Here is a 26586-nt window from a genome sequence, read left to right on the forward strand (position 1 = left end):
CTCAGTGGCTGCGCATCAGGGGATAGAGTTCTTTGAGCAGTTTGCGCCGGCTCAGTACCAGCTGCCAGCGATGGCCGCCCAACTGCCGCCACAGGCGTGCCGAACGGATGCCGGCCAGGAGCAGGGCGCGGATCTTCGAGGCGTTGCTCGGCTGCTGCAGGTTGCGCATGTCGCCATGGACCTGGATGCGCTGGCGCAGGGTGCTCAGGGTGTCCTGGTACAGCCCGCCGCAAGCGGCGATCACGTTTTCATGGGCCGGGCCGAAGTGCTCCACCTGGGACTGGATCTGCGGCAGGCGCTTGCCGATGGTATCGAGCATGTCGCCACGCTTGGCCAGCTGGCGTTCCAGGCCGAGCATCGACAGGGCGTAGCGCAACGGCTCGCGCTGCAGCGAGCTGGGGTCGCGCTCCAGGGCACCGATCAGGGCTCGATAGCCTTCACGCAGGTTGATGTCGTCGCCGCCATAGACTTCCAGGGTGTCCTTGGGGTCGCGGATCAGCAGGCTGCCGAGCATGCAGCTCAGGGCCGCTTCGCTGACTTGGCCGGTCTTGGCTATCCGATCCACCAGTACCGCGGCGAGGAACACCCCGCCCAGTGCCGTTAATTGCTCCTGGATCGGGCTCATGGGCGCTGGTCCTTGCTGGTCCAGGGCTCGGCGACTTCGATGACGCCGCCGCCGAGGCAGATTTCACCGTCATAGAACACCACGGACTGGCCGGGGGTCACGGCGCGTTGCGGATCGTCGAAGGTCGCGCGGTAGCCGTTGGCGGTCTCTTCCAGGGTGCAGAGCTGGTCGCCCTGGCGGTAGCGCACCTTGGCGGTCAGGCGCCGAGGCTGGCTGAGATCGACGGGGTTGACCCAATAGATCTCCGAGGCCAGCAGGGCGCGGGAGAACAACCAGGGGTGGTCATTGCCCTGGCCGACGATCAGCTCGTTGTGCTCCAGGTCCTTGGCCAGCACGTACCACGGCTCGTCGCCGGCGTCCTTCAGGCCGCCGATGCCCAGGCCCTGGCGCTGGCCGATGGTGTGGTACATCAGGCCGTGATGGCGGCCGATGACTTCGCCCTCGGTGGTCCTGATCTCGCCGGGCTGGGCCGGCAGGTACTGCTTGAGGAAGTCGCTGAAGCGTCGTTCACCGATGAAGCAGATGCCGGTGGAGTCCTTTTTCTTGGCGGTGGCCAGGTCATGTTTCTCGGCAATGGCGCGTACTTCGGGTTTTTCCAGTTCGCCCACCGGGAACAGGGTCTTGGCGATCTGCTCGCCGCCCACTGCATGCAGGAAGTAGCTCTGGTCCTTGTTCGGGTCCAGGCCCTTGAGCAATTCGGTGCGGCCGTCGATATCACGGCGACGCACATAGTGGCCGGTGGCGATCAGGTCGGCGCCGAGCATCATGGCGTAGTCCAGGAACGCCTTGAACTTGATTTCCCGGTTGCACAGGATGTCCGGGTTCGGCGTGCGGCCAGCCTTGTACTCCTCCAGGAAGTGCTCGAACACGTTGTCCCAGTACTCGGCGGCGAAGTTGGCGGTGTGCAGCTTGATGCCCAGTTTGTCGCAGACGGCCTGGGCGTCGGCCAGGTCGTCCATGGCGGTGCAGTATTCGGTTCCGTCGTCTTCCTCCCAGTTCTTCATGAACAGGCCTTCCACCTGGTAGCCCTGCTCCATCAGCAGGAGGGCGGAAACGGAAGAATCCACGCCGCCGGACATGCCGACAATGACGCGCTTCTTTTGGGTGTCAGAAGGGGCTGGCTCACGCATAGGAATTCAACGGGTGTCTGGAAAAAGGACGGGATTCTAACAGGCTGACGCCCGCAAGGGGGAAACTGCGATCAAAGCGACGGACGGATCAGTGCCAGGCTGTGGGGTTGGCCAGCCAGGTAATCGTCCAGGCACTGCAGGACCAGCTCGCTGCGCCACTGGGGGCGCTGCTCCAGCAATTGCTCGCGGGTCAGCCAGCGTGGGCCGATGATGCCGTGGTCCAGTCGGTAGTCGGGATGGTGGCGCAGCGGCCTGGCGGCGAAGCACACGCGCTGGTAGGTCACGCCGTTACTGGGGGCGGTGTAGAGGTAGATGCCCACTACGCCGGTCAATTCCACGTCCCAGCCGGTTTCCTCGAGGGTTTCGCGCACGGCTGCCTGCAGCAGGCTCTCATTGGCGTCCAGGTGTCCGGCGGGCTGGTTGAGCACGGCCTGTTCGCCCTGGAATTCCTCGACGAACAGGAAGCGTCCCTGGTCCTCGACGATAGTGGCGACGGTGATATGGGGTTGCCATTGCATGGATAAGACTCTGTCTTGAATGGGACGATCATCATAAAACGAACGCTGACCCCTGTAGGAGCGAAGCTTGCTCGCGATGAAGGCAGCGCGTTTCGGCTGAGTCGCCGCGGCGCTTCTGTCGCGAGCAAGCTTTGCTCCTGCGGTGGAGGTGTGGTCCAGAAAGCACAAACCCCGGCACGGGGCCGGGGTTTGCGTTGCAGCGGTATGGCTTAAGCCAGCGCAGCGATAGCCGCGTTGAGGGTGGCGCTGGGGCGCATGGCCTTGCTCACCAGCTCAGGGTTGGCTGCGTAGTAGCCGCCGATGTCCACTGGCTTGCCTTGTACGCCGTTGAGCTCGGCGACGATGGTCGCTTCGTTCTCGGTCAGGGCCTTGGCCAGGGGAGCGAACTGCGCTTGCAGTGCTGCGTCCTCGGCCTGGGCTGCCAGGGCCTGGGCCCAGTACAGCGCCAGGTAGAAGTGGCTGCCGCGGTTGTCGATGTTGCCGACTTTGCGCGATGGCGACTTGTTGTTGTCCAGGAACTGGCCGGTGGCCTGGTCCAGGGTCTTGGCCAGGACCAGGGCCTTGGCGTTGTCGTAGGTGTTGCCCAGGTGTTCCAGGGAGGCGGCCAGGGCCAGGAACTCACCCAGGGAGTCCCAGCGCAGGAAGTTCTCTTCCAGCAGCTGTTGCACGTGCTTCGGAGCGGAACCGCCGGCACCGGTCTCGAACAGGCCGCCACCGTTCATCAGCGGCACGATCGACAGCATCTTGGCGCTGGTGCCCAGTTCCATGATCGGGAACAGGTCGGTCAGGTAGTCACGCAGTACGTTACCGGTCACCGAGATGGTGTCCTTGCCGTCGCGGGTGCGGGCCAGGGTGAACTTCATGGCTTCGACCGGCGACATGATGCGGATGTCCAGGTCGCTGGTGTCGTGGTCCTTCAGGTAGGCCTGGACCTTCTCGATCATCACGCCGTCGTGGGCGCGCATCGGGTCGAGCCAGAAGATCGCCGGGGTGCTGCTGGCACGGGCGCGGTTGACGGCCAGCTTGACCCAGTCCTGGATCGGCGCGTCCTTGGTCTGGCACATGCGGAAGATATCGCCGGCCTCGACTGTCTGTTCCAGCAGCAGGTTGCCCTTGCTGTCGGTAACGCGTACCACGCCGTCGGCCTTGATCTGGAAGGTCTTGTCGTGGGAGCCGTACTCTTCGGCTTTTTTCGCCATCAGGCCAACGTTCGGCACGCTGCCCATGGTGGTCGGATCGAAGGCGCCATTGGCTTTGCAGTCTTCAATCACGGCCTGGTAGATGGTGGCGTAGCAACGATCCGGAATCACCGCCTTGGTGTCGTGCAACTGGCCGTCGGTGCCCCACATCTTGCCGGAGTCACGGATCATGGCCGGCATCGAGGCATCGACGATCACGTCGCTCGGCACGTGCAGGTTGGTGATGCCCTTGTCGGAGTTGACCATGGCCAGGGCAGGGCGAGCGGCGTAGACGGCCTGGATGTCAGCTTCGATCGCAGCTTGCTGCTCGGCTGGCAGGGCCTTGATGCGGGCGTACAGGTCGCCGATGCCGTTGTTCAGGTTGAAGCCGATTTCCTGCAGCACTTGGGCGTGCTTGGCCAGGGCGTCCTGGTAGAACTCGGCAACGATCTGGCCGAACATGATCGGGTCGGAGACCTTCATCATGGTGGCTTTCAGGTGGACCGACAGCAGTACGCCCTTTGCCTTGGCGTCTTCGATTTCGGCGGCGATGAAAGCGCGCAGGGCCTTCTTGCTCATTACGGCGCAGTCGAGGATCTCACCGGCTTGTACGCTGGTCTTTTCCTTCAGGACGGTGGCGGTGCCGTCCTGGGCGATCAACTCGATCTTGACGTTGTCTGCGGCTTCGATCAGCGCGGCCTTCTCGCTGCCGTAGAAGTCGCCGTTGCTCATGTGGGCTACATGGGACTTGGAGTCCGGGGCCCAGGTACCCATCTTGTGCGGGTGCTTGCGCGCGTAGTTCTTGACCGACAGCGGGGCGCGGCGGTCGGAGTTGCCTTCACGCAGGACCGGGTTCACGGCGCTGCCCTTGACCTTGTCGTAACGGGCCTTGGCGTCTTTCTCGGCGTCGGTGGTGGCGTTTTCCGGGTAGTCCGGCAGGGCGTAGCCCTGGGCTTGCAGTTCCTTGATCGCGGCCTGCAGCTGCGGTACCGAGGCGCTGATGTTCGGCAGCTTGATGATGTTGGCTTGCGGGGTGACCGCCAGCTCGCCCAGTTCGGCGAGGTGATCCGGCACGGCTTTGCTGTCCAACTGCTCGGGGAAGCTGGCGAGGATGCGCCCGGCCAGGGAAATGTCGCGGGTTTCCACGGCGATATCAGCCGAAGCGGTGAAGGCTTCTACGATAGGCAGCAGGGAATAGGTGGCGAGGGCGGGGGCTTCGTCGGTGAAGGTGTAGATGATCTTCGAGCGGGTGGGCATATTCGGATTAACTCTCTTCTTTGCTAAAGCGTGCGCAGAAACTCGAGGTGCGCCGGGTAAAGCGCTTTCGTTCAAAGGTCATCCATGAGCCGAATGTCGAGGTTTCTTCGCGGTGATGTTGGGTGCATCAGTCGAGCGTCAAGCGGGTGGGTTGCGGTAACAACCCGGCTTCGTGCGGCCAGTCTCGGCTAGTCTTTTTCCGGTTGCAGAGCGTTCGGCCGTCGTGACTCTGTGGTCAGCGGCGGCATTATACATAGGTGGCTAGCAAAACGCCGGTGCTTCATATGTGTGGGCGCTCGTCCATTGGTCTAAAGGTCGCAGGCAAGGTGACGGCGTAGAGTCGTCGCCAGTGCTTGAATTTGGCGCTTTTCCCTTTTCGTTCAGGCTTGTAGGCCGCGAGTTGCAACGCTTTCACGGCATCCGGGTGGAACATGAGGTTCCCGTCCAGATACAACTGGGTTACGCTCGAATGCAGCCAGATGTTCAATCCACACAACGGAGTTCAGCATGGGATACAAGAAGATTCAGGTTCCAGCAGTCGGCGACAAAATCACCGTCAATGCAGACCATTCTCTCAATGTTCCTAACAACCCGATTATCCCTTTCATCGAAGGCGACGGTATTGGTGTCGATATCAGCCCGGTCATGATCAAGGTTGTCGATGCTGCAGTGAAAAAAGCCTACGGCGGCGAACGCAAGATTTCCTGGATGGAAGTGTATGCCGGGGAAAAAGCGACTCAAGTGTACGACCAGGACACCTGGCTTCCCCAGGAAACCCTGGATGCGGTGAAGGACTACGTGGTTTCCATCAAGGGCCCGCTGACCACTCCGGTCGGTGGCGGCATCCGCTCCCTGAACGTGGCGCTGCGCCAGCAGCTGGACCTGTATGTGTGCCTGCGTCCGGTGCGCTGGTTCGAAGGCGTGCCCAGCCCGGTGAAGAAGCCTGGCGATGTGGACATGACCATCTTCCGCGAGAACTCCGAGGACATCTATGCCGGTATCGAGTGGAAAGCCGGTTCGGCCGAGGCCACCAAGGTGATCAAGTTCCTTAAAGAGGAAATGGGCGTCACCAAGATCCGTTTCGACGAAAACTGCGGCATCGGCGTCAAGCCGGTTTCCCTGCAGGGCACCAAGCGCCTGGCGCGCAAGGCGCTGCAATACGTGGTGGACAACGATCGTGATTCGCTGACCATCGTGCACAAGGGCAACATCATGAAGTTCACCGAAGGTGCCTTCAAGGAGTGGGCCTATGAAGTGGCGGCCGAGGAGTTCGGCGCGACCCTGCTGGACGGTGGTCCGTGGATGCAGTTCAAGAATCCCAAGACCGGCAAGAACGTCATCGTCAAGGATGCCATCGCCGATGCCATGCTCCAGCAGATCCTGCTGCGTCCGGCCGAGTATGACGTAATTGCTACCCTCAACCTCAACGGTGACTACCTGTCCGACGCCCTGGCGGCCGAAGTAGGCGGCATCGGTATCGCTCCAGGCGCCAACCTGTCCGACACCGTGGCCATGTTCGAAGCGACCCACGGTACCGCGCCCAAGTATGCCGGCAAGGACCAGGTCAACCCGGGCTCGCTGATCCTCTCCGCCGAGATGATGCTGCGCCACATGGGCTGGACCGAAGCGGCGGACCTGATCATCAAGGGCACCAACGGCGCGATCTCGGCCAAGACGGTGACCTATGACTTCGAACGCCTGATGGACGGTGCGACCCTGCTGTCTTCCTCGGCCTTCGGTGATGCACTGATCTCGCACATGTAAGCCACGCGGCGAGCAAAACGAACCGGCCGATTCAATCCTTTGAATCGGCCGGTTTTTTATGACTGGATGTTGGGTAAATCAGCTCAAGGCGCTTTCAGGCTGGGCCTCGGCGGCAAGGATTTCTCCGGGCGCCTTCAAGGAGCTTATCTTGACCGCATGCAGCCCCTTGGGTCCTTGGATGATCTCGAAGCTCACGGCCTGTCCGGCTTTCAAGGTCTTGTAGCCATCCATTTCGATGGCCGAGTAGTGGGCGAAGAGATCGTCGCTCTTGCCCTCCTCATTAATAAAGCCGTAACCCTTGGCATTGTTGAACCACTTGACCTTACCGCTAGCCATACTCATATCCCTCTGCAACAGACTCCATCACTGGAGTATCATCCAGTTCATCCACCGCCAAACTTGGTAAAAAGGTTGACGCCGTGGACGTTTATTACCCAATGTGGGCCCTATTGGTTGTAACACCGTTTTGCCGATAGTCAAGGTGACCCGGCGGTCGGAGTTGAATTCCCCCCAGGGCGCCCCCACCACTGTATTCGCACAACTGACGAACCTTCTTTCCATGCATGCAATCAGCCAGATTCGACTAACATTCAATCAGGATCGCCCGGACTTGCACGACGACGATTCCGCTGGCTTGGCGGTACAGGAGGCCAAGCCTGCGCTTCAGGCGCCGCCGATGTACAAGGTGGTTTTGTTCAACGATGACTACACCCCGATGGATTTCGTCGTCGAAGTGCTCGAGATGTTTTTTAACCTGAATCGCGAGCTGGCGACCAAGGTCATGCTGGCCGTCCATACCGAAGGGCGGGCAGTGTGTGGATTGTTTACCCGCGACATCGCCGAGACCAAGGCCATGCAGGTCAACCAGTACGCCAGGGAAAGCCAGCATCCGCTACTCTGTGAAATCGAGAAGGACGGTTAACGCCGACCACTTGGGTATGAGGTGAAGCTATGTTAAACCGTGAGCTCGAAGTCACCCTCAATCTCGCCTTCAAGGAGGCTCGTTCGAAGCGTCATGAGTTCATGACCGTCGAACATCTCCTGTTGGCTCTATTGGATAATGAGGCCGCTGCCACTGTTCTCCGTGCCTGCGGAGCGAACCTCGACAAGCTCAAGCATGACCTGCAGGAGTTCATCGACTCCACTACGCCATTGATTCCTGTGCACGATGAAGATCGCGAGACTCAGCCAACCCTGGGTTTCCAGCGGGTGCTGCAGCGCGCGGTATTTCATGTGCAGAGTTCGGGCAAGCGTGAAGTAACCGGTGCCAACGTATTGGTAGCGATCTTCAGCGAGCAGGAGAGCCAGGCAGTGTTCCTGCTCAAGCAGCAGAGCGTTGCCCGCATCGACGTGGTCAACTATATCGCCCATGGCATCTCCAAAGTGCCAGGGCATGGCGATCATTCCGAGGGTGAGCAGGAAATGCAGGACGAGGAGGGTGGTGAGTCGTCTTCTTCGGGCAATCCTCTGGATGCCTATGCCAGCAATCTCAACGAACTGGCCCGCCAGGGGCGTATCGATCCATTGGTCGGGCGTGAGCACGAGGTCGAGCGCGTGGCGCAGATCCTGGCTCGCCGGCGCAAGAACAATCCGTTGTTGGTGGGCGAGGCAGGCGTGGGCAAGACCGCGATTGCCGAAGGCCTGGCCAAGCGTATCGTCGACAACCAGGTACCTGATCTGCTGATCAACAGCGTGGTGTATTCCCTGGATCTCGGTGCCTTGCTGGCCGGTACCAAGTACCGCGGCGACTTCGAGAAGCGCTTCAAGGCGCTTTTGGGTGAGCTGAAGAAGCGTCCGCAGGCGATCCTGTTCATCGACGAGATCCATACCATCATCGGTGCCGGCGCGGCGTCCGGTGGGGTGATGGATGCCTCCAACCTGCTCAAGCCACTGCTTTCTTCCGGTGACATCCGTTGCATCGGCTCGACCACTTTCCAGGAGTTCCGTGGAATTTTCGAGAAAGATCGGGCCCTGGCCCGGCGCTTCCAGAAGGTCGACGTCACCGAGCCTTCGGTCGAAGACACCATCGGTATCCTGCGCGGGCTCAAGGCTCGTTTCGAGCAGCACCACAGCATCGAATACAGCGACGAAGCCCTGCGCGCGGCGGCGGAACTGGCCTCGCGCTACATCAATGACCGGCATATGCCGGACAAGGCCATCGACGTCATCGACGAGGCGGGCGCCTTCCAGCGCCTGCAGCCTGCCGAGAAGCGCGTCAAGCGCATCGAAGTGGCACAGGTCGAAGACATCGTGGCGAAAATTGCCCGTATTCCGCCGAAACATGTCACCAGTTCCGATAAGGAGCTGCTGCGCAACCTCGAGCGTGATCTCAAGCTGACGGTATTCGGCCAGGATGCGGCGATCGACTCGTTGGCCACCGCCATCAAGTTGTCCCGTGCGGGTCTGAAATCGCCGGACAAGCCGGTCGGTTCCTTCCTGTTCGCCGGTCCTACTGGCGTCGGCAAGACCGAAGCGGCTCGCCAATTGGCCAAGGCCATGGGGATCGAGCTGGTGCGCTTCGACATGTCCGAGTACATGGAGCGGCATACCGTTTCGCGGCTGATCGGCGCGCCTCCCGGTTATGTCGGTTTCGACCAGGGCGGCCTGCTGACCGAGGCGATCACCAAGCAACCGCACTGCGTGCTGCTGCTCGATGAGATCGAGAAGGCCCATCCGGAAGTCTTCAACCTGCTTCTGCAGGTGATGGATCACGGGACCCTGACCGACAACAACGGACGCAAGGCGGATTTCCGCAACGTGATCATCATCATGACCACCAACGCCGGTGCTGAAACCGCGGCGCGAGCTTCCATCGGTTTCACTCATCAGGACCATTCTTCCGATGCCATGGAAGTGATCAAGAAGAGCTTCACGCCGGAGTTCCGCAACCGCCTGGATACCATCATCCAGTTCGGTCGCTTGAGTCATGAAGTGATCAAGAGCGTGGTGGACAAGTTCCTTACCGAGCTTCAGGCGCAGTTGGAAGACAAGCGCGTGCAGCTGGAAGTGACCGATGCCGCCCGCAGCTGGCTGGCCGCCGGTGGCTACGACGTAGCCATGGGGGCTCGTCCGATGGCGCGCCTGATCCAGGACAAGATCAAGCGTCCGTTGGCCGAAGAGATCCTATTCGGCGAGTTGTCCGACCATGGCGGTGTGGTGCATATCGACATCAAGGATGGCGAGCTGACCTTCGATTTCGAAACCACGGCGGAAATGGCCTGATAGAGTTCGTCCCGTAGAAATGCCAAAGGCACCGCAAGGTGCCTTTGTGCTGTCTGGAGAATGGATATTGAAACCCGCAGGCAGGTTTTTCAGGCGCCAACAAAAACGCCCGGCTTGGCCGGGCGTCTTGTATTGACTTGCTTAGCGAGCGCGGTAAGTGATACGCCCTTTGCTCAAGTCATAGGGCGTCAGCTCGACGCGCACCTTGTCACCGGTAAGAATACGAATGTAGTTCTTGCGCATCTTGCCGGAGATGTGCGCGGTTACGACGTGCCCATTTTCCAACTCCACGCGAAACATGGTGTTGGGCAGGGTGTCGACGACAGTGCCTTCCATTTCGAAGCTGTCTTCTTTCGACATGCAGTAAAGCCCTCGGTGTCCAGTTAATGGCCCGGTGCAACTGCGCCAGGCAAAAGCGGCGTGCATTGTGCCCGAAAAGTGGGGTTCAAGCCAAGACCTTCTAGTTCAGGAGCACCCAGCGCTGGTTGATCAGAAGCTCGATGGGGCGGTATTGAGTCTTGTAATTCATCTTTTTGCAGTTCTTGATCCAGTAGCCGAGATAGACCGCGTCAAGGCCCAGGCGCAGGGTTTCGCCGATCTGCCAGAGGATCGCGTAGCGCCCGAGGCTGCGGCGTTCTTCGTCGGGTTCATAGAAGGTATAGACCGCCGACAAACCGTTGGGCAGCAGGTCGGTGACGGCTACGGCCAGCAAGCGGCCCTCGAGGCGGAACTCATAGAAGCGCGAGAAGGGCAGGTCGCGGACCAGGAAAGTCGAGAATTGGTCGCGGCTGGGAGGGAACATGTCGCCATCGGCGTGGCGTTGCTCGATGTAGCGCTGGTACAGGTCGAAATATTCTTCGCTGAAACTGGGTTTGGCCGCTTGCACGGTCAGGTCGCTGTTGCGTTTGAGGATGCGTTTTTGCTGGCGATTGGGCAGGAACTGCGCTGCCGGGATGCGCGCCGGCACACAAGCGTTGCAGTTTTGGCAATGAGGCCGATATAGATGATCGCCGCTGCGGCGAAAGCCCATTTCCGACAGATCCGCATAGACATGCACATCCATGGGCTGGCTGGGATCGAGGAACAGGGTAGTGGCCTGTTCGCCGGGCAGGTAGCTGCAAGAATGGGGTTGAGTGGCATAAAACTTCAGGCGCGCCAACTCGGTCATGAGTCAACCCTCGGGATAAGCTGTGGCTCTAAGTGTAAGCCACCCCCGCCAAACCCGCCTAACAAACCCATGTGGCACGGCTCGGCTGGTCCAGATGGCGTTCCAGGTAATTGGAAAATTCCTGGCGGGTAATGGCGCGAGCACCCAGGCTATGCAGGTGGTTGGTAGGCATTTGGCAGTCGATCAGGACGAAGCCCCAGTCCTTCAGTCGCTGCACCAGCGTGGCGAAACCGAACTTCGATGCATTGTCGGCGCGGCTGAACATCGATTCGCCGAAGAACAGTTGTCCCATGGCCAGTCCGTAAAGCCCACCCACCAGTACTCCCTGGTCCCAGACCTCCACCGAATGGGCGTAGCCACGCTGGTGCAGTTGCAGGTAGGCGTTCTGCATCGCCTCGCTGATCCAGGTACCGTCGGCATAGGCCCGGGGGGCCGCGCAGGCGCTGATGACCGCGGCGAAGTCCCGATCGAACGTGACCTGGTAGCGCTGCTGGCGCAGGAGCTTGGCCAGGCTGCGAGATACATGCAGTTCGTTCGGAAACAACACGGTGCGCGGATCCGGCGACCACCAGAGGATCGGCTGGCCCTCGGAAAACCAGGGAAAGCAGCCGTGGCGGTAGGCCTGGACCAGGCGTTCGGCCGAGAGGTCGCCCCCCGCGGCCAGCAGGCCGTTGGGTTCGCGCATGGCTTTTTCCAGAGGGGGAAAGTCAAGGTTGTTGCGTTGTAACCAGGTCAGCATGGCATCCAGACTTACGGCAGGGGAGGGCGGTGGCAGGTCGCCAGGCGACCCGCCACAAGCCTAGGGCGAGGCCCTAGTTGTCGTCGAGGAATTTTTCCGCGTCCAGGGCAGCCATGCAGCCGGCGCCGGCGGACGTGACGGCCTGGCGGTAGACATGGTCCGCCACATCACCTGCAGCGAACACTCCGGGGATGTCGGTGGCGGTGACGTCGCCTTCGCTGCCGCCCTTGACCAGCAGGTAGCCGTTGCGCATCTGCAGTTGGCCCTGGAACAGGTCGGTATTGGGCTTGTGACCGATGGCGATGAACACCCCGGACAGCGTCAGGTCGGTGGTGGTGCCGGTCTGGCTGTCCCTCAAGCGCGCGCCCGTGACTCCGCTGGCATCGCCCAGTACTTCATCCAGATGCTGGTTCCAGTGCAGGCGGATGTTGCCATTGGCTGCTTTGTCGAACAGCTTGTCCTGAAGGATCTTCTCCGCCCGGAGCTTGTCGCGGCGATGCACCAGGTGCACCTCCCGAGCGATGTTCGACAGGTACAGGGCTTCCTCTACTGCGGTATTGCCGCCGCCGATCACCGCCACTACCTGGTTGCGATAGAAGAAACCGTCGCAGGTCGCGCAGGCCGAAACGCCCTTGCCGGAGAAGGCTTCTTCGGAGGGCAGGCCCAGGTATTGCGCCGATGCCCCGGTGGCGATGATCAGCGCGTCGCAGCTATAGCTGCCGCTGTCGCCGACCAGGACAAAGGGCCGTTGCTGCAACTGAGCGGTGTGAATGTGGTCATAGACGATCTGGGTGTCGAAGCGCTCGGCGTGTTTCTGCATGCGTTCCATCAGCACCGGACCGGTCAGGCCTTCGACATCGCCGGGCCAGTTGTCCACTTCCGTGGTGGTGGTCAGTTGGCCGCCGGCCTGCAGGCCGGTGATCACGGTCGGCTTGAGGTTGGCCCGGGCGGCGTAGATCGCAGCGCTGTAGCCGGCAGGGCCGGAGCCCAGGATGATCAGGCGTGAATGCTTCGCGTCGTTCATAAAAACACCTCATAAGCCTTTGTCAGCAAAGAGAATGCATGCTCCAATTGAACAGCGTATGACAGGCAGAAAGCGATGCCCGGCGAGCCTTCCTGGCGTGGCATGGAGTGAACAAACCCGTACAATGTGGCGTTATGGCGGGCTTATTCGCAATTGCACTGTTTCAGAAGCAAGTGACTGAATGTTAAAAGTAGCCCCAGTTACGCCGGTCAACTTTATTTACCTGCTCGGATTGAGCAGTATTTGTAGTCAATCACCCGTTGGACGCGCCCTTGGCGCAGGAAAAGACGCGTTTTGAAGAAATCCACCGCAGCACCCAAATCCGTTGTTCCGCTCTGGCGTCAACAGTTGCACTACCGGCTCAAGGAAGGTGCGCTGATCGCCATCGGAGCCTTGTGCCTGTTCTTGATGATGGCGCTTTTGACCTATGGCAAGGACGATCCGGGTTGGAGTCATAACAGCAAGATCGAGGACGTGCAGAACTTCGGTGGTCCCGCCGGTTCCTACAGCGCCGACATGTTGTTCATGGTGCTGGGTTACTTCGCCTATATCTTCCCGCTGTTGCTGGCGATCAAGACCTACCAGATCTTCCGCCAGCGCCATGAGCCCTGGCAGTGGAGTGGCTGGTTGTTTTCCTGGCGCCTGATCGGCCTGGTGTTCCTGGTGTTGTCCGGCGCGGCGCTGGCGCATATCCATTTCCATGCCGCCACGGGCCTGCCGGCCGGTGCTGGCGGCGCCCTGGGCGAGAGCCTGGGTGACCTGGCCAAGAATGCCCTGAACATCCAGGGCAGTACCCTGATGTTCATCGCCCTGTTCCTGTTCGGCCTGACGGTGTTCACCGACCTGTCCTGGTTCAAGGTCATGGACGTCACCGGCAAGATCACCCTCGATCTGTTCGAGTTGGTCCATGGCGCTGCCAATCGCTGGTGGGACGAGCGCATGGAGCGCAAGCAACTGGTGGCGCAACTGCGCGAAGTGGACGCCCGGGTCGACGAAGTGGTGGCGCCGAGCGTCGCCGACAAGCGCGAGCAGGCCAAGGTCAAGGAGCGCCTGATCGAGCGTGAGCAGGCCCTGAGCAAGCACATGTCCGAGCGTGAGAAACAGGTGCCGCCGGTGATCACGCCAGTGGCCACCAAGGCGCCGGAGCCGAGCAAGCGGGTGCAGAAGGAGAAGCAGGTACCGTTGTTCATCGACAGCGCGGTGGAAGGCACCTTGCCGCCGATCTCGATCCTCGACCCCGCGGAAAAGAAACAGCTCAACTACTCCCCCGAGTCCCTGGCGGCCGTCGGCCACCTGCTGGAGATCAAGCTCAAGGAGTTCGGGGTCGAGGTCGCGGTGGACTCCATCCACCCGGGACCGGTGATCACCCGTTACGAAATCCAGCCAGCGGCCGGGGTCAAGGTCAGCCGGATCGCCAACCTGGCCAAGGACCTGGCCCGTTCCCTGGCCGTGACCAGTGTGCGGGTGGTGGAAGTGATTCCCGGCAAGACCACCGTGGGTATCGAGATTCCCAACGAAGACCGGCAGATCGTGCGTTTCTCCGAGGTACTCTCGACTCCGGAATACGACAACTTCAAGTCTCCGGTGACCCTGGCCCTGGGCCACGACATCGGCGGCAAGCCGATCATCACCGACCTGGCGAAGATGCCGCACCTGCTGGTGGCCGGTACCACCGGTTCCGGTAAGTCGGTGGGGGTCAACGCGATGATCCTGTCGATCCTGTTCAAGTCCGGTCCGGAAGACGCCAAGCTGATCATGATCGACCCGAAGATGCTCGAACTGTCGATCTACGAGGGTATCCCGCACCTGTTGTGCCCGGTGGTCACCGACATGAAGGACGCGGCCAACGCCCTGCGCTGGAGCGTGGCCGAGATGGAGCGGCGCTACAAGCTCATGGCCAAGATGGGCGTGCGCAACCTCTCGGGCTTCAACGCCAAGGTCAAGGAAGCGGAAGAAGCTGGCACGCCGCTGGCCGACCCGCTGTACAACCGCGAGAGCATCCACGACGAAGCGCCTTTGCTGACCAAGCTGCCGACCATTGTGGTGGTGGTGGACGAATTCGCCGACATGATGATGATCGTCGGCAAGAAGGTCGAAGAGCTGATCGCGCGGATCGCCCAGAAGGCCCGTGCGGCGGGTATCCACCTGATCCTGGCGACCCAGCGGCCATCGGTGGACGTGATCACCGGCCTGATCAAGGCCAACATCCCGACCCGCATGGCGTTCCAGGTGTCGAGCAAGATCGACTCGCGGACCATCATCGACCAGGGTGGCGCCGAGCAACTGCTGGGCCACGGTGACATGCTCTACATGCCGCCCGGCACCAGCCTGCCGATCCGGGTCCATGGCGCCTTCGTATCCGACGATGAAGTGCACCGCGTGGTGGAGGCCTGGAAGCTGCGCGGCGCGCCGGAATACAACGACGACATCCTCAATGGCGTCGAAGAGGCCGGTAGCGGTTTCGAAGGCAGCAGCGGCGGTGGCGAGGGCGATGACCCGGAAGCCGACGCGCTCTACGACGAAGCGGTGCAATTCGTGCTGGAAAGCCGCCGGGCCTCGATTTCCGCGGTCCAACGCAAGCTGAAGATTGGCTACAACCGCGCCGCCCGGATGATCGAGGCCATGGAAATGGCCGGGGTGGTGACGGCGATGAACACCAACGGTTCCCGCGAAGTCCTGGCTCCCGGCCCTTCGCGCGACTGATCGCGGTTTCGATATCGGCGGCGTGAGGCCACGCCGCTCCATCCACCTGAATGAGGAATCCCATGCGCCTGATTCGCATGTTGCTGCTGCCGGTATTGGCCGTGACCACCCTGTCGGCCCACGCCGATCCCAAGGATGTGGCCCGGCTGACCCAGTTGCTGGAAAAGTCCCAGACCCTGAGCGCGCGTTTCTCGCAGCTGACCCTCGACGGCAGTGGCACCCAGTTGCAGGAAACCGCGGGCGAGATGTCCTTGCAGCGTCCTGGCCTGTTCTACTGGCACACCGATGCTCCCCAGGAGCAGTTGATGGTTTCCGATGGCCAGAAGGTTTCGCTCTGGGACCCTGACCTGGAGCAGGTGACCATCAAGAAGCTCGACCAGCGCCTGACCCAGACCCCGGCGCTGCTGCTTTCCGGCGATGTGTCGAAGATCAGCGAAAGCTTCGACATCACCTCCAAGGAAGCCGGTGGAGTAATGGACTTCGTCCTCAAGCCCAAGACCCGCGACACCTTGTTCGACAGCCTGCGCCTGTCGTTTCGCAACGGCATGATCAACGACATGCAGTTGATCGACAGCGTCGGCCAGCGCACCAATATCCTGTTCACCGGGGTCAAGGCCAATGAGTCGATCCCGGCTTCCAGGTTCAAGTTCGACATCCCCAAGGGTGCCGATGTGATCCAGGAGTAAGAGCCGGTTCCGCGCCCCGGCGGCGTTCGTCCAGGATTGCATCGGCAGGATGCGGCCTGGCGCCGCCGGGGCGGGGCCGTTCCGCGTCGCCGCCCCGAGGTTTGAAGAAAGTCCATGGACCTGTTTCGTAGTGCACCGATCGCCCAGCCGCTGGCCGCGCGCTTGCGTGCCACCAACCTGGACGAATACGTCGGCCAGGAGCACCTGCTGGCCCGGGGCAAGCCGTTGCGCGAAGCCCTGGAGCAGGGCGCGCTGCATTCGATGATCTTCTGGGGGCCGCCGGGCGTGGGCAAGACCACGCTGGCGCGGCTGCTGGCGGATGTTTCCGATGCCCATTTCGAGACCGTCTCGGCGGTGTTGTCCGGGGTCAAGGAGATCCGCCAGGCGGTGGAAGTCGCCAAGCAGCAGGCCGGACAATATGGTCGGCGCACCATCTTGTTCGTCGATGAAGTGCATCGCTTCAACAAGTCGCAGCAGGATGCCTTCCTGCCCTACGTGGAAGACGGCACGCTGATCTTCATCGGCGCCACCACGGAAAACCCCTCCTTCGAACTCAACAATGCACTGCTGTCCCGGGCCCGGGTCTATGTGCTCAAGAGCCTGGACGAGACGGCGCTGCGCAAGCTGGTGCAGCGTGCCCTGGGCGAGGAACGCGGCCTGGGCAAGCGACACCTGAGCCTGAGCGACGAAGGCTTCCAGATGCTGATGTCGGCCGCCGATGGCGATGGCCGGCGCATGCTCAACCTGCTGGAAAACGCCTCCGACCTGGCCGAGGACGGCGGCGAGATCGGCACTGACCTGCTGCAGAGCCTGCTGGGCGATACCCGGCGACGCTTCGACAAGGGCGGCGAGGCGTTCTACGACCAGATTTCCGCGTTGCACAAGTCGGTGCGTGGGTCCAATCCCGATGGCGCCCTGTACTGGTTCGCCCGCATGCTCGACGGCGGCTGCGATCCGCTGTACATCGCCCGGCGCGTGGTGCGCATGGCCAGCGAGGACATCGGCAATGCCGACCCCCGGGCCCTGAGCCTGTGCCTGGCGGCCTGGGATGTGCAAGAGCGGCTGGGCAGCCCCGAGGGCGAGCTGGCGGTGGCCCAGGCCATCACCTACCTGGCCTGTGCGCCGAAGAGCAATGCGGTGTACATGGGCTTCAAGAGCGCTATGCGCGCCGCTGCCGAGCATGGTTCGCTGGAAGTGCCGCTGCACCTGCGCAACGCCCCGACCAAGTTGATGAAGCAACTGGGCTACGGCGAGGAGTATCGCTATGCCCATGACGAGCCGGATGCCTATGCTGCCGGCGAGGATTACTTCCCCGAGGCGCTGGAGCCCCTGGCCCTCTACCAGCCGGTACCCCGGGGCCTGGAATTGAAGATCGGCGAGAAGCTCAAGCACCTGGCCGCCCTGGACCGGGCCAGCCCCCTGCAGCGGAGAAAACCTTGATCCCGTTGATACTCGCGGTTTCGGCTGGCGGCGTCGCCGGCACCCTGTTGCGCTTCGCTACCGGCAACTGGATCAGCGCCAATTGGCCGCGGCACTTCTATACCGCGACGCTGGCCGTTAATATCGTGGGCTGCCTGCTGATCGGCGTATTGTACGGACTGTTCCTGATCCGTCCGCAAGTGCCGATCGAAGTGCGTGCCGGATTGATCGTCGGTTTCCTCGGCGGGCTGACGACTTTTTCATCCTTTTCACTGGATACCGTGCGTCTGCTGGAAGGCGGACAAGTGGCGCTGGCCCTGGGCTATGCGGCGCTGAGTGTATTCGGCGGGCTGCTCGCCACCTGGGCCGGCCTGTCCCTGACCAAACTTTGATAAACGAGAGAACGACATGCTCGATTCCAAACTGTTACGTAGCAACCTTCAGGACGTAGCGGATCGTCTGGCATCCCGCGGCTTCGCCCTGGATGTGGCACGCATCGAAGCGCTGGAAGAACAGCGCAAGATCGTGCAGACCCGCACCGAGCAACTGCAGGCCGAACGTAACGCGCGCTCCAAGTCCATCGGACAGGCCAAGCAGCGCGGCGAAGACATCGCCCCGCTGATGGCCGATGTCGAGCGCATGGGGAACGAGCTCAGCTCCGGCAAGGCCGAGCTGGAAAGCATCCAGGGCGAGCTGGACTCGATCCTGTTCGGCATTCCCAACCTGCCTCACGAATCGGTGCCGGTCGGCGCGGACGAGGACGGTAACGTCGAAGTGCGCCGCTGGGGCACTCCGGCCCGCTTCGACTTCCCGATCAAGGATCACGTGGCCCTGGGTGAAACCCACGGCTGGCTGGATTTTGAAACCGCGGCCAAGCTGTCGGGCGCGCGTTTTGCCCTGCTGCGCGGTCCTATTGCCCGCCTGCATCGCGCCCTGGCGCAGTTCATGATCAACCTGCACACCGGCGAGCATGGCTACGAAGAGGCCTACACCCCGTACCTGGTGCAGGCGCCGGCGCTGTTCGGCACCAGCCAGTTGCCCAAGTTCGAGGAAGACCTGTTCAAGATCACCCGCGAAGGCGAGGCCGATCTGTACATGATTCCGACCGCCGAAGTATCGCTGACCAACATCGTTGCCGGGGAGATCCTCGACTCCAAGCAACTGCCGCTGAAACTGGTCGCCCACACCCCGTGCTTCCGTAGCGAAGCCGGTGCTTCCGGCCGTGATACCCGCGGCATGATCCGCCAGCACCAGTTCGACAAGGTCGAGATGGTCCAGGTGGTGGAGCCGTCGACTTCCATGCAAGCCCTGGAAGGCCTGACCGCCAACGCCGAGAAAGTCCTGCAGCTGCTGCAACTGCCCTATCGCGTATTGGCCCTGTGCACCGGCGACATGGGCTTCAGCGCGGTCAAGACCTACGACCTGGAAGTCTGGATCCCGAGCCAGGACAAGTATCGCGAGATCTCCTCGTGCTCCAACTGTGGCGACTTCCAGGCCCGCCGCATGCAGGCGCGTTTCCGCAACCCGGAAACCGGCAAGCCGGAGCTGGTGCACACCCTCAACGGTTCCGGCCTGGCCGTAGGCCGGACCCTGGTGGCGGTGCTGGAGAACTACCAGCAGGCCGACGGTTCGATCCGCGTGCCGGATGTACTCAAGCCCTACATGGGCGGCATCGAGGTCATCGGCTAAATGGAATTCCTGCCGCTGTTTCACAAGCTTCGCGGCAGTCGTGTGTTGGTGGTCGGTGGAGGGGAGATTGCCTTGCGCAAGTCCCGTCTGCTGGCCGATGCCGGTGCGCAGCTGCGGGTGGTCGCACCTGAGATAGAAGCGCAATTGCAGGAACTGGTGGTCGCCAGCGGCGGCCAGTCCCTGCTGCGCGGGTATGTCGAGGCCGACCTCGACGGCTGCACCCTGGTCATCGCCGCTACCGACGACCAGCCCCTCAATGCCCAGGTTTCCGCCGATGCCCAGCGGCGCGGCCTGCCAGTCAACGTGGTGGATGCGCCGGCCCTGTGCAGCGTGATCTTCCCGGCCATCGTCGATCGTTCGCCCTTGGTCATCGCCGTCTCCAGCGGTGGCGATGCCCCGGTGCTGGCGCGGCTGATCCGGGCCAAGCTGGAAACCTGGATTCCCGCGACCTACGGCCAGTTGGCCGGCCTGGCCGCGCGTTTCCGGACCCAGGTCAAGAACCTGTTCCCGGACGTGCAGCAGCGCCGGGCGTTCTGGGAAGAAGTATTCCAGGGCCCTGTCGCCGACCGCCAGCTGGCGGGGCAGGGGGCCGAGGCCGAGCGTTTGCTGCAAGCGCGGATCGACGGCCAGGCGCCCAGTGCCCGGGGCGAGGTGTACCTGGTGGGGGCCGGCCCGGGTGATCCGGACCTGCTGACCTTCCGTGCCCTGCGCCTGATGCAGCAGGCCGATGTGGTGCTCTACGACCGCCTGGTGGCGCCGGCGATCCTTGAGTTGTGCCGGCGTGACGCCGAGCGCATCTATGTGGGCAAGCGCCGCGCCGACCATGCCGTGCCCCAGGACCAGATCAACCAGAAACTGGTGGAGCTGGCCCGGCAAGGCAAGCGCGTGGTGCGGCTCAAGGGCGGTGATCCGTTCATCTTCGGCCGTGGTGGCGAGGAGATCGAGGAGCTGGCGGCCCAGGGCATCGCCTTCCAGGTGGTGCCGGGGATCACCGCGGCCAGTGGTTGCTCGGCCTATGCCGGGATTCCGCTGACCCATCGCGACTATGCGCAATCGGTACGCTTCGTCACCGGGCACCTCAAGGATGGCACCACCAACCTGCCGTGGGCCGACCTGGTGGCACCGGCCCAGACCCTGGTGTTCTACATGGGCCTGGTGGGGCTGCCGGTCATCTGCGAGCAGTTGATCAAGCACGGTCGCGCTGCCAGCACCCCGGCGGCGTTGATCCAGCAGGGCACCACCAGCAACCAGCGAGTCTTCACCGGGACCCTGGCGGACCTGCCGGCCCTGGTGGCGGAGCACGAAGTCCATGCTCCAACCCTGGTGATCGTCGGCGAAGTGGTCCAGCTGCGCGACAAGCTGGCCTGGTTCGAAGGCGCCCAGCCCCAGTCCTGAAACCCGTCGCTGCCGCCAGGTTGCAGCCTGGCGGCGACGGCGCTCAATCCCTGCACCACACTCCACGTCCGTCCAGGCGCTGCCGGTCATGGCTGGCGCCGAAGTCCAGCAATGGCCCCTTGGGCACGATGCCGGTCGGATTGATGGTGGCGTGGCTGGCGTAGTAGTGGTTCTTGATATGGCTGAAGTCCACGGTCCCTTCGACCCCCGGCCACTGGTACAGCTCCCGTAGCCAGTTGGACAGGTTCGGGTAGTCGGCGATACGCCGCAGGTTGCATTTGAAGTGGCCGTGGTACACCGCGTCGAAACGGATCAGCGTGGTGAACAGGCGTACATCCGCCTCGGTCAGGTACTGGCCGGCGAGGTAGCGTTGTCCATCGAGCAAGGCTTCCAGGGCGTCCAGCTCGGTAAACACCTCATCGAAGGCCGTCTCGTAGGCCTGTTGCGACGTGGCGAAGCCGGCGCGGTACACGCCATTGTTCAGGGCCGGGTAGATGCGCCCGTTGAGCTGGTCGATGCGCGAGCGCAAGGGCTGCGGGTAGAAGTCCAGGCGATTGCCGGTCAGGTGGTCGAAGGCGCCGTTGAACATGCGGATGATCTCCGCCGATTCATTGCTGACGATGCGCCGCTGCTGCTTGTCCCATAGCAAGGGCACGGTGACGCGACCGGTATAGTCCGGGGTGTCGGCGGTATAGCGCTGGTGCAGGAAATCCAAGCCGTCCAGGCGATCGCCGCTGGAGCCTTGGGAGGGGTCGAAGGTCCAGCCATGCTCGCGCATCAGCCAACTGACCACCGATACTTCCACCAGGCTCTCCAGGCCTTTGAGCTGGCGCAGGATCAGGGTGCGATGGGCCCAGGGGCAGGCCAGGGACACATAGAGGTGGTAACGCCCGGCTTCGGCCGCGAAACCGCCTTCGCCACTGGGTCCTGGCCGGCCATCGGCGGTGACCCAGTGGCGTCGCTGGGCCTGTTCGCGTTGGAAAGACCCGTCCTTGCCGCTGGCGTACCACTGGTCATGCCAGCGTCCTTCGATCAGCAAACCCATGGAATGCTCCTCAGCTGTTATGCGTAGGCGTGCAGTCTATGCCTGGGCGTTCGAAGAAAAAGCGCAAAACCTGGGTGATCAGGATCGATCAGATCGATCTATCGCGGTTATCCCAGTACTGGCGCGCCAGTTCGAAGGCTTGCTCCCGGGGCGTGCCCAGGCCACGCAGGGCCAGGGCCATGGTCGCCAGCAGCGCCAGTTGCGGGTAGCTGTCTTCAACCTCGCCGCGCCATAGCGCCTTGAGATGCTCGGGTTCCAGGCTGGCCGGTTTCACATGGCGTTGCGCCGACAGCGCGGGCCATTCCTCGTCCCAGGCGATGCCGTCGCGGGTGCCATATAGATGGCTGATGGTGTCAGGGTTGATCTCGATCTCGCCACCATCACCCTTGATCACTATGACGTTGTCCCCCAACAGGCTGGCGGCCTCGCGGTGCACCGCCTGGTAGCCGGGGTGGAAGATGCTCTGCAGGCCGCAACGGGCGCCCAGGGGGTTGAGCTGGCGGGCCAGGGAGTGGATCGGCGAGCGCAGGCCGAGGACGTTGCGCAGGTCGATCATCCGTTGCAGCTGCGGAGCCCAGTCCACCAGGGGGATGAACGCCAGGTTGCCCCGGTCCAGGGCCGCGCCCACCGCTTGCCAGCCACGGCACAGGGGAATGCCCAGGGGCTCCAGCAGTTGTTCGGCATACAGGCGTCCGGCGGTGTGGGCGCCGGCGCCGTGGAGCAGGATACGCACGCCGTTCTGGGCCAGGCATTTGGCTGCCAGCAGGTACCAGGGCAGGTGGCGCTTCTTGCCGGCATAGCTCGGCCAGTCCAGGTCCAGGCTAATGGCCGGGACGTCCAGGCGCTCGCGCAGGGCCTGGGTGAAGCCGGCCAGTTCCTCCGGGCTCTCCTCCTTGTGCCGCAGGAGCATGAGGAAGGCGCCCAGCTGGGTATCCTCGACCTGTTCGTCCAGCAGCATGCCCATGGCTTGCCGGGCTTCTTCCTGGGTCAGGCCGCGGGCACCGCGCTTGCCCTTGCCGAGAATCCGTACGAACTGGGCGAAAGGATGTTCGTCCGGGGTTTGCATGAGCAGCGGGGCATGATCGTTCATAGGCAATTGGTCGGCTTCGGCAGGCCCGCCAGCTTGGCGGCCAGTTTGGCGGGAGTACCCTTGAACAGGCGGTTCAGGTGCAGGCTGTTGCCTTTGTCCGGCCCCAGCTTGAGGGCGGTGTACTTGATCAGCGGACGGGTGGCGGGCGACAGCTGGAACTCCCGGTAGAAAGCCTGGAGCAGCTCGATGATTTCCCAATGCTCCGGGCCCAGTTGCAGTTCCTCGGTGGCCGCCAGGGCCAGGGCCACTTCGGCGGACCAGTCGGCGAGGTCGACCAGGTAGCCGTCCTTGTCCAGTTCGATGGCGCGCCCGCCCAGGGTCAGGGTACTCATAGCCAGGTATTGACCTTGTCATGCTGGATCGACAATTCGACGAACCCCGGATAGTCCACGGCTTCGGCCCAGGCGGGCAGGGCCAGGCCCCGGGCGCGCAGGTCTTCTTCCAGGACATAGAGTTTCAGGCCGTCGCGCGCTTGCAGCTCATTGCCGGGGGCGGTACCGGGTTGCAGGGCATAGGCCGCGTCGCCGCACAGCAGCAACGCATCGGCGCTCCCCAGCAGGCGCAGGCAACTGGCCAGGCGGTCGTCGGTGAAGGGCGAGTGGGACAACACATGCAAGGTCGACATCAGAGGGTAATCACCTGGTCATAGCGGTCGATGATCCCGGCCAGTTCCGGGGTGCTGAGCAGTTGTACGGCATCAAGGCCCAGGGTGCTCGGGTCCAGGCCCCGGGCGTCGAGGCTGCTGCGGCAGGCAAAGACCTCGTCGACACCGAACAGCGACAGCGCCTGCAGGTTGGCAGCCAGGTCCTTCTGGCGCAGGGCCTTGGCCTGTTGGCCGGGCATCAGTTGCAGCACGCCATCGTCGAGAAACAGCAGGCCGATGGGCAGGTCGAAGGCGCCGCCGGCCAAGACGATATCCAGGGCCTCGCGGGCTCCGGGGCCGGACCAGGGTGCCTGGCGACTGACCAGCAGCAGGGACTTGGCCATCTCAGGCTCCTCCAAAACAGATCAGGCGGTCGGCGCTCTGCACCGCGTCATGCAACTGGCCAAGCCCGGAAAGCTCCCAGGGGGCCTCGACGTTCACCGCGGCGCGCTGGTAACGCTGGGCCTCGTCGGCATTCAGCGTGCCCCGGCGCAGGGCGGCGGCGATGCACACCACCGCGTCCAGTCGATGCTGGCGGACGAATTCGCGCCATTCCCGGGGCAGGTCCTGCTCGTCCTGGGGCGTGACGATGCTGTTGACGGCGTTGTATACGCCGTCCTGGTAGAAAAACAGCCGGACGATTTCATGCCCGCCCGCCAGCGCCGCCTGGGCGAACAGCAGGGCGCGGCGCGAAGAGGGCGCATGGGCGGCGGAGAACAGGGCGATGGCGAACTTCATGACGGCCTCGATGGATAACTCGGCGGCCATGATAAAGCTTTCTCCGGGGATCGGCTAAACCCGTTTCGGCCGGCTGCCGGGGTGGGACATATCGGGAAAAGCTTTACCCCAGCCACCCCCTCATGATGCGGATAGACTCGCGCCTTCAATCGACCTGGTACAAGGAGCAAGGGATGACTGGCTTGAATTCGGCGGTAGCCGTGGTAACAGGCGCAGGGCGCGGGTTGGGGGCGGCGCTGGCCATCAGCCTGGCGGACCAGGGCTGCAAGTTGATTCTCTGCGGGCGCAACCCGCAGGCACTGGCGCAAGTCGCCGCCACCATCGAGCAGCGCACCGGGCGCACTGCCGAGCCAGTGGTGGTGGACCTGGCCGACAGCGACAGCGTCAAGGCGGCCCTGGCCGAGATCCATGTGCGCCAGCCGCAGGTGGATATCCTGATCAACAACGGTGCCATGTGGCTGGAGTCCAGCGAGCAACCCCATAGTGTTGCCGAAGTCACCGGGGTGATCGACGCGGCCCTGAGTGGCACCTTCCTCCTGACCCAGGGCCTGCTGCCGGCGCTCAAGGCCTCCAGCCGCCCGGACATCGTCACCATCGGCTCCATCAGCGGCCTGCCCAATGCACCCCTGCACAGCGTGTCGCTGCCGTTCTATGCGGCCAAGCATGGACAACTGGCCCTGGCCGACGGCCTGCGCCAGGTCCTGCGGGGTACGCCGGTTCGCTCGTTGTGCGTGCATCCGCCCTACCTGGAGGATATCTCGCCCCTGGATGAGGCCTGGGAGCAGGTGCCGGAGCGGCGCAAGGGCGATTCTGGGACCAACCGCGATGTGGTGGAGGCGGTGATCTTCGCGCTCACCCGGCCACGGCATGTGAGCTTGTCGTCCATCGTCATCGATACCGACAACGGTGGCCTGTTCAGCTGATCGCGCCTCTTGTCAGCGGGTCTTGTAGCCCAGTTGCCAGCGGCGTGGAATCTTCAGCGACGCCACCCCCAGCAGCACCGCGAACGCCCCGCTGGCATACAGTGCCTTGAGCCCCAGGTGATGTTCCAGCAGTGCCCCCAGCACCGCCCCGGCGAACATTCCCGTCCAGGGCACCAGTTGTACCCGCCAGCCGTTGCGCCGTTCCCCCAGCAGCCAGCGGCCCAGGCCCCGCCCGAAGCGCGACAGGGCGCCGGTGACATAGGTCAGGCCGATGGGCAGGCCATTCACTTCTTCCACCACGGCATTGAGCATGCCCATGGCGGCGATTGCCGCCAGCAGGGCCGGCAGTTGTTGCTCCACGGGCCAGGCGGCACTGGCACAGAGCAATGCGCCGATGCCCAGCAGCAAGGGCAGGGCGCGATGCCCGGTCAGGCGACTGACCACCACGCCCAGGGCGTTGCCAACGATGAAGGCCGCCACCAGGAGCAGCAGGTGTAGCACCAGGCCCGCCTCGCCAGCGCTGATGGCCACTGCCATGCGCGTGGTGTTGCCGCTCATGAAGGACACGAAATCACCGGTGGCCATGAAACCGATGGCGTCGGTCATCCCGGCCAGTACCGAGAGACACGCCACCAGCCCGAGGCCGATCCGCCCGCGCCATTTTTGCGTGTGCTGCAGGGCTGCGTTGGCGGCGTGAGTGGAAGTCGAAGGCAACATCGGCGGTTCTCCTGTACCGGGACAGTGGGGCGCAGTTCAAGGCCGCGGGTCGAGGTGATGCAGGATGCAATATTCGTCCCACGGCATGCCGGCCATTTGCGCCACCTCCTTGTGTACTTCAAGGCGTTGAGCGTGGAATTCCTCCGGGCTGTCGGTGGTCAGTTGCAGGCTCAGTTCCCAGGCGAACAGCCCCAGGCGCTCGGCTTCGGCCTCGAAGGCCTCGTGCAGGCGCTCGGCGCGATATTGCGCCGGGGTTTCGCCCCGGGCCCGGGCTTGCAGTGGGTTGAGGCTGTCCAGTTGCTCCCGCAAAGCGGGGCGTTGTTCGAGGAACTTGGCCAGGGCCTGTTCATGGGGATGTTGCTCGCTGGTCATGCAGACTCCTGGAAAAAACGCCATGCCAAGGCGCGACATGGGCTGCGCTGCTGGCGGATGCTCAAGGCGCGGCCAGCCGGGTGGCCAGTAGACCGCGCAGTCGCGCCAGGTCCTTGCGCGGGATGACATAGGTGCGCGCCAGGCGGTCGCCGATGCGCTGGCAGCGGCTGGACTCGCAGCAGATCAGCAGGGTCGCGGGGCTGATGGCGGCTTCCAATGGCCGGGTGATCGAGCGGATCAATACCTGTGGCAGCGAGGGTGGCTGGCCGATGCCATTGATCACCTGCAGGCCGCAAAGAGCCTTGCCGGCGGTGCAGCCACGCCACAGGTATTCGCTGAGGGGAAAATACACACACCAGATGGCCCATAGCGCCAGCTCCGAATAGTTGAGGCTGTCCACCAGCCGACACAGGGCGAACCACAGCAGCAGTACCAGCACGCCGTCGGCGAGGTAGGCCAGAATGCGCCGGATGATCAGGCCGGCTCTCGATACTTCCATGCATTGCCCCAAGACTACGCTCTGTATTGAACGGCCTATTGT

Annotated in this window: 28 protein-coding genes; 10 read left to right on the forward strand and 18 right to left on the reverse strand. The window is 63.0% G+C overall.

The window, feature by feature from the left end; genetic code table 11:
* Window position 1: 1 nt before the first annotated feature.
* From hflD to H7A76_RS13880, 4 genes are all read right to left on the reverse strand, one after another.
* Window positions 2-625 carry a high frequency lysogenization protein HflD gene (gene hflD, locus H7A76_RS13865; protein WP_185699009.1) on the reverse strand — a complete coding sequence of 208 codons (624 nt, stop codon included), beginning with the start codon at window positions 623-625 and terminating at the stop codon, window positions 2-4.
* A complete protein-coding gene (mnmA, locus tag H7A76_RS13870) occupies window positions 622-1755 on the reverse strand; it encodes a tRNA 2-thiouridine(34) synthase MnmA (protein ID WP_185699010.1) in 1134 nt (377 codons plus the stop codon). The genes hflD and mnmA overlap by 4 nt, the downstream gene beginning before the upstream one ends.
* 71 nt (window positions 1756-1826) lie before the next feature.
* Entirely contained in the window at window positions 1827-2273 is a 447-nt protein-coding gene (locus H7A76_RS13875) for an NUDIX hydrolase (RefSeq protein ID WP_185699011.1), read from the reverse strand.
* A 209-nt stretch (window positions 2274-2482) separates the two neighbouring features.
* Window positions 2483-4708, reverse strand: coding sequence for an NADP-dependent isocitrate dehydrogenase (locus H7A76_RS13880; protein WP_185699012.1), 2226 nt, complete (start codon window positions 4706-4708; stop codon window positions 2483-2485).
* 507 nt (window positions 4709-5215) lie between these two features.
* Between H7A76_RS13880 and icd the strand changes: the two genes are divergently transcribed.
* Window positions 5216-6472: an NADP-dependent isocitrate dehydrogenase gene (gene icd / locus H7A76_RS13885; protein ID WP_011062175.1), complete on the forward strand. Its 1257-nt coding sequence runs from the start codon at window positions 5216-5218 to the stop codon at window positions 6470-6472.
* A gap of 78 nt (window positions 6473-6550) precedes the next feature.
* On the opposite strand, the gene cspD is transcribed toward icd, so the two are convergent.
* Window positions 6551-6808 carry a cold shock domain-containing protein CspD gene (cspD, locus tag H7A76_RS13890; protein WP_185699013.1) on the reverse strand — a complete coding sequence of 86 codons (258 nt, stop codon included), beginning with the start codon at window positions 6806-6808 and terminating at the stop codon, window positions 6551-6553.
* Window positions 6809-7031: 223 nt separating this feature from the next.
* On the opposite strand from cspD, the gene clpS reads away from it, so the two are divergent.
* Window positions 7032-7394 (forward strand): ATP-dependent Clp protease adapter ClpS, encoded by a 363-nt coding sequence (clpS, locus tag H7A76_RS13895; protein ID WP_011062173.1) that lies wholly within the window; start codon window positions 7032-7034, stop codon window positions 7392-7394.
* A 29-nt stretch (window positions 7395-7423) separates the two neighbouring features.
* Window positions 7424-9694 (forward strand): ATP-dependent Clp protease ATP-binding subunit ClpA, encoded by a 2271-nt coding sequence (gene clpA, locus H7A76_RS13900; protein ID WP_185699014.1) that lies wholly within the window; start codon window positions 7424-7426, stop codon window positions 9692-9694.
* 141 nt (window positions 9695-9835) lie between these two features.
* Here the strand turns inward: clpA and infA are convergent, their stop codons facing one another.
* The 4 genes from infA to trxB form a co-directional block, all read right to left on the reverse strand.
* Window positions 9836-10054 carry a translation initiation factor IF-1 gene (infA, locus tag H7A76_RS13905; protein ID WP_002553999.1) on the reverse strand — a complete coding sequence of 73 codons (219 nt, stop codon included), beginning with the start codon at window positions 10052-10054 and terminating at the stop codon, window positions 9836-9838.
* A 100-nt stretch (window positions 10055-10154) separates the two neighbouring features.
* On the reverse strand, window positions 10155-10862 hold the full coding sequence (locus tag H7A76_RS13910; RefSeq protein ID WP_053136616.1) for an arginyltransferase: 708 nt from the start codon (window positions 10860-10862) through the stop codon (window positions 10155-10157).
* Between the two features lie 58 nt (window positions 10863-10920).
* Window positions 10921-11601 (reverse strand): leucyl/phenylalanyl-tRNA--protein transferase, encoded by a 681-nt coding sequence (aat, locus tag H7A76_RS13915; RefSeq protein WP_185699015.1) that lies wholly within the window; start codon window positions 11599-11601, stop codon window positions 10921-10923.
* A 73-nt stretch (window positions 11602-11674) separates the two neighbouring features.
* Window positions 11675-12625: a thioredoxin-disulfide reductase gene (trxB, locus tag H7A76_RS13920; protein WP_185699016.1), complete on the reverse strand. Its 951-nt coding sequence runs from the start codon at window positions 12623-12625 to the stop codon at window positions 11675-11677.
* A 294-nt stretch (window positions 12626-12919) separates the two neighbouring features.
* Here trxB and H7A76_RS13925 point away from each other — a divergent pair, with 294 nt between their 5' ends.
* The 6 genes from H7A76_RS13925 (at window position 12920) to cysG (ending at window position 20517) form a co-directional block, all read left to right on the forward strand.
* Window positions 12920-15328 carry a DNA translocase FtsK gene (locus H7A76_RS13925; RefSeq protein ID WP_185699017.1) on the forward strand — a complete coding sequence of 803 codons (2409 nt, stop codon included), beginning with the start codon at window positions 12920-12922 and terminating at the stop codon, window positions 15326-15328.
* Window positions 15329-15390: 62 nt separating this feature from the next.
* The gene (gene lolA, locus H7A76_RS13930; protein WP_022639628.1) at window positions 15391-16014 is read left to right on the forward strand and encodes an outer membrane lipoprotein chaperone LolA; all 624 of its coding nucleotides are present in this window, start codon (window positions 15391-15393) and stop codon (window positions 16012-16014) included.
* A gap of 114 nt (window positions 16015-16128) precedes the next feature.
* On the forward strand, window positions 16129-17454 hold the full coding sequence (locus H7A76_RS13935; protein ID WP_185699018.1) for a replication-associated recombination protein A: 1326 nt from the start codon (window positions 16129-16131) through the stop codon (window positions 17452-17454).
* On the forward strand, window positions 17451-17825 hold the full coding sequence (gene crcB / locus H7A76_RS13940) for a fluoride efflux transporter CrcB (protein ID WP_185699019.1): 375 nt from the start codon (window positions 17451-17453) through the stop codon (window positions 17823-17825). The genes H7A76_RS13935 and crcB overlap by 4 nt, the downstream gene beginning before the upstream one ends.
* Window positions 17826-17841: 16 nt before the next feature.
* Entirely contained in the window at window positions 17842-19122 is a 1281-nt protein-coding gene (serS, locus tag H7A76_RS13945; protein WP_185699020.1) for a serine--tRNA ligase, read from the forward strand.
* The gene (gene cysG / locus H7A76_RS13950; protein ID WP_185699021.1) at window positions 19123-20517 is read left to right on the forward strand and encodes a siroheme synthase CysG; all 1395 of its coding nucleotides are present in this window, start codon (window positions 19123-19125) and stop codon (window positions 20515-20517) included.
* Window positions 20518-20560: 43 nt separating this feature from the next.
* Here cysG and H7A76_RS13955 read toward each other — a convergent pair whose 3' ends face one another.
* The 6 genes from H7A76_RS13955 to tusD all read right to left on the reverse strand — a co-directional run bounded on the left by H7A76_RS13955 (window position 20561) and on the right by tusD (window position 24033).
* Window positions 20561-21562, reverse strand: coding sequence for a glutathione S-transferase family protein (locus H7A76_RS13955; RefSeq protein ID WP_185699022.1), 1002 nt, complete (start codon window positions 21560-21562; stop codon window positions 20561-20563).
* A gap of 88 nt (window positions 21563-21650) precedes the next feature.
* Window positions 21651-22652 carry a glycosyl transferase family protein gene (locus H7A76_RS13960; RefSeq protein WP_185699023.1) on the reverse strand — a complete coding sequence of 334 codons (1002 nt, stop codon included), beginning with the start codon at window positions 22650-22652 and terminating at the stop codon, window positions 21651-21653.
* Entirely contained in the window at window positions 22649-22984 is a 336-nt protein-coding gene (locus H7A76_RS13965) for a TusE/DsrC/DsvC family sulfur relay protein (protein ID WP_185699024.1), read from the reverse strand. The genes H7A76_RS13960 and H7A76_RS13965 overlap by 4 nt, the downstream gene beginning before the upstream one ends.
* Window positions 22981-23277 carry a sulfurtransferase complex subunit TusB gene (gene tusB, locus H7A76_RS13970; protein ID WP_185699025.1) on the reverse strand — a complete coding sequence of 99 codons (297 nt, stop codon included), beginning with the start codon at window positions 23275-23277 and terminating at the stop codon, window positions 22981-22983. The genes H7A76_RS13965 and tusB overlap by 4 nt, the downstream gene beginning before the upstream one ends.
* Window positions 23277-23639 (reverse strand): sulfurtransferase complex subunit TusC, encoded by a 363-nt coding sequence (gene tusC / locus H7A76_RS13975; protein WP_185699026.1) that lies wholly within the window; start codon window positions 23637-23639, stop codon window positions 23277-23279. The genes tusB and tusC overlap by 1 nt, the downstream gene beginning before the upstream one ends.
* Window position 23640: 1 nt before the next feature.
* A complete protein-coding gene (gene tusD, locus H7A76_RS13980) occupies window positions 23641-24033 on the reverse strand; it encodes a sulfurtransferase complex subunit TusD (protein WP_185699050.1) in 393 nt (130 codons plus the stop codon).
* A 173-nt stretch (window positions 24034-24206) separates the two neighbouring features.
* Here tusD and H7A76_RS13985 point away from each other — a divergent pair, with 173 nt between their 5' ends.
* Window positions 24207-24956 carry an SDR family oxidoreductase gene (locus H7A76_RS13985; protein ID WP_185699027.1) on the forward strand — a complete coding sequence of 250 codons (750 nt, stop codon included), beginning with the start codon at window positions 24207-24209 and terminating at the stop codon, window positions 24954-24956.
* 12 nt (window positions 24957-24968) lie between these two features.
* On the opposite strand, the gene H7A76_RS13990 is transcribed toward H7A76_RS13985, so the two are convergent.
* The 3 genes from H7A76_RS13990 to H7A76_RS14000 all read right to left on the reverse strand — a co-directional run bounded on the left by H7A76_RS13990 (window position 24969) and on the right by H7A76_RS14000 (window position 26544).
* Entirely contained in the window at window positions 24969-25673 is a 705-nt protein-coding gene (locus tag H7A76_RS13990) for a YoaK family protein (RefSeq protein WP_185699028.1), read from the reverse strand.
* A gap of 36 nt (window positions 25674-25709) precedes the next feature.
* The gene (locus tag H7A76_RS13995; RefSeq protein ID WP_185699029.1) at window positions 25710-26045 is read right to left on the reverse strand and encodes a DUF6388 family protein; all 336 of its coding nucleotides are present in this window, start codon (window positions 26043-26045) and stop codon (window positions 25710-25712) included.
* 61 nt (window positions 26046-26106) lie between these two features.
* Window positions 26107-26544, reverse strand: coding sequence for an RDD family protein (locus H7A76_RS14000; protein WP_185699030.1), 438 nt, complete (start codon window positions 26542-26544; stop codon window positions 26107-26109).
* Window positions 26545-26586 lie beyond the last annotated feature (42 nt).

This window comes from Pseudomonas sp. MSSRFD41 (assembly GCF_014230245.1).
Lineage (GTDB): Bacteria > Pseudomonadota > Gammaproteobacteria > Pseudomonadales > Pseudomonadaceae > Aquipseudomonas > Aquipseudomonas piscis.

What these genes read in the sequence shown, in the direction of transcription:
- hflD (WP_185699009.1), bottom strand. Translation starts at nt 625, where the DNA reads ATGAGCCCGATCCAGGAGCAATTAACGGCACTGGGCGGGGTGTTCCTC.
- mnmA (WP_185699010.1), bottom strand. Translation starts at nt 1,755, where the DNA reads ATGCGTGAGCCAGCCCCTTCTGACACCCAAAAGAAGCGCGTCATTGTC.
- H7A76_RS13875 (WP_185699011.1), bottom strand. Translation starts at nt 2,273, where the DNA reads ATGCAATGGCAACCCCATATCACCGTCGCCACTATCGTCGAGGACCAG.
- H7A76_RS13880 (WP_185699012.1), bottom strand. Translation starts at nt 4,708, where the DNA reads ATGCCCACCCGCTCGAAGATCATCTACACCTTCACCGACGAAGCCCCC.
- icd (WP_011062175.1), top strand. Translation starts at nt 5,216, where the DNA reads ATGGGATACAAGAAGATTCAGGTTCCAGCAGTCGGCGACAAAATCACC.
- cspD (WP_185699013.1), bottom strand. Translation starts at nt 6,808, where the DNA reads ATGGCTAGCGGTAAGGTCAAGTGGTTCAACAATGCCAAGGGTTACGGC.
- clpS (WP_011062173.1), top strand. Translation starts at nt 7,032, where the DNA reads ATGCATGCAATCAGCCAGATTCGACTAACATTCAATCAGGATCGCCCG.
- clpA (WP_185699014.1), top strand. Translation starts at nt 7,424, where the DNA reads ATGTTAAACCGTGAGCTCGAAGTCACCCTCAATCTCGCCTTCAAGGAG.
- infA (WP_002553999.1), bottom strand. Translation starts at nt 10,054, where the DNA reads ATGTCGAAAGAAGACAGCTTCGAAATGGAAGGCACTGTCGTCGACACC.
- H7A76_RS13910 (WP_053136616.1), bottom strand. Translation starts at nt 10,862, where the DNA reads ATGACCGAGTTGGCGCGCCTGAAGTTTTATGCCACTCAACCCCATTCT.
- aat (WP_185699015.1), bottom strand. Translation starts at nt 11,601, where the DNA reads ATGCTGACCTGGTTACAACGCAACAACCTTGACTTTCCCCCTCTGGAA.
- trxB (WP_185699016.1), bottom strand. Translation starts at nt 12,625, where the DNA reads ATGAACGACGCGAAGCATTCACGCCTGATCATCCTGGGCTCCGGCCCT.
- lolA (WP_022639628.1), top strand. Translation starts at nt 15,391, where the DNA reads ATGCGCCTGATTCGCATGTTGCTGCTGCCGGTATTGGCCGTGACCACC.
- H7A76_RS13935 (WP_185699018.1), top strand. Translation starts at nt 16,129, where the DNA reads ATGGACCTGTTTCGTAGTGCACCGATCGCCCAGCCGCTGGCCGCGCGC.
- serS (WP_185699020.1), top strand. Translation starts at nt 17,842, where the DNA reads ATGCTCGATTCCAAACTGTTACGTAGCAACCTTCAGGACGTAGCGGAT.
- cysG (WP_185699021.1), top strand. Translation starts at nt 19,123, where the DNA reads ATGGAATTCCTGCCGCTGTTTCACAAGCTTCGCGGCAGTCGTGTGTTG.
- H7A76_RS13955 (WP_185699022.1), bottom strand. Translation starts at nt 21,562, where the DNA reads ATGGGTTTGCTGATCGAAGGACGCTGGCATGACCAGTGGTACGCCAGC.
- H7A76_RS13960 (WP_185699023.1), bottom strand. Translation starts at nt 22,652, where the DNA reads ATGAACGATCATGCCCCGCTGCTCATGCAAACCCCGGACGAACATCCT.
- H7A76_RS13965 (WP_185699024.1), bottom strand. Translation starts at nt 22,984, where the DNA reads ATGAGTACCCTGACCCTGGGCGGGCGCGCCATCGAACTGGACAAGGAC.
- tusB (WP_185699025.1), bottom strand. Translation starts at nt 23,277, where the DNA reads ATGTCGACCTTGCATGTGTTGTCCCACTCGCCCTTCACCGACGACCGC.
- tusC (WP_185699026.1), bottom strand. Translation starts at nt 23,639, where the DNA reads ATGGCCAAGTCCCTGCTGCTGGTCAGTCGCCAGGCACCCTGGTCCGGC.
- tusD (WP_185699050.1), bottom strand. Translation starts at nt 24,033, where the DNA reads ATGAAGTTCGCCATCGCCCTGTTCTCCGCCGCCCATGCGCCCTCTTCG.
- H7A76_RS13985 (WP_185699027.1), top strand. Translation starts at nt 24,207, where the DNA reads ATGACTGGCTTGAATTCGGCGGTAGCCGTGGTAACAGGCGCAGGGCGC.
- H7A76_RS13990 (WP_185699028.1), bottom strand. Translation starts at nt 25,673, where the DNA reads ATGTTGCCTTCGACTTCCACTCACGCCGCCAACGCAGCCCTGCAGCAC.
- H7A76_RS13995 (WP_185699029.1), bottom strand. Translation starts at nt 26,045, where the DNA reads ATGACCAGCGAGCAACATCCCCATGAACAGGCCCTGGCCAAGTTCCTC.
- H7A76_RS14000 (WP_185699030.1), bottom strand. Translation starts at nt 26,544, where the DNA reads ATGGAAGTATCGAGAGCCGGCCTGATCATCCGGCGCATTCTGGCCTAC.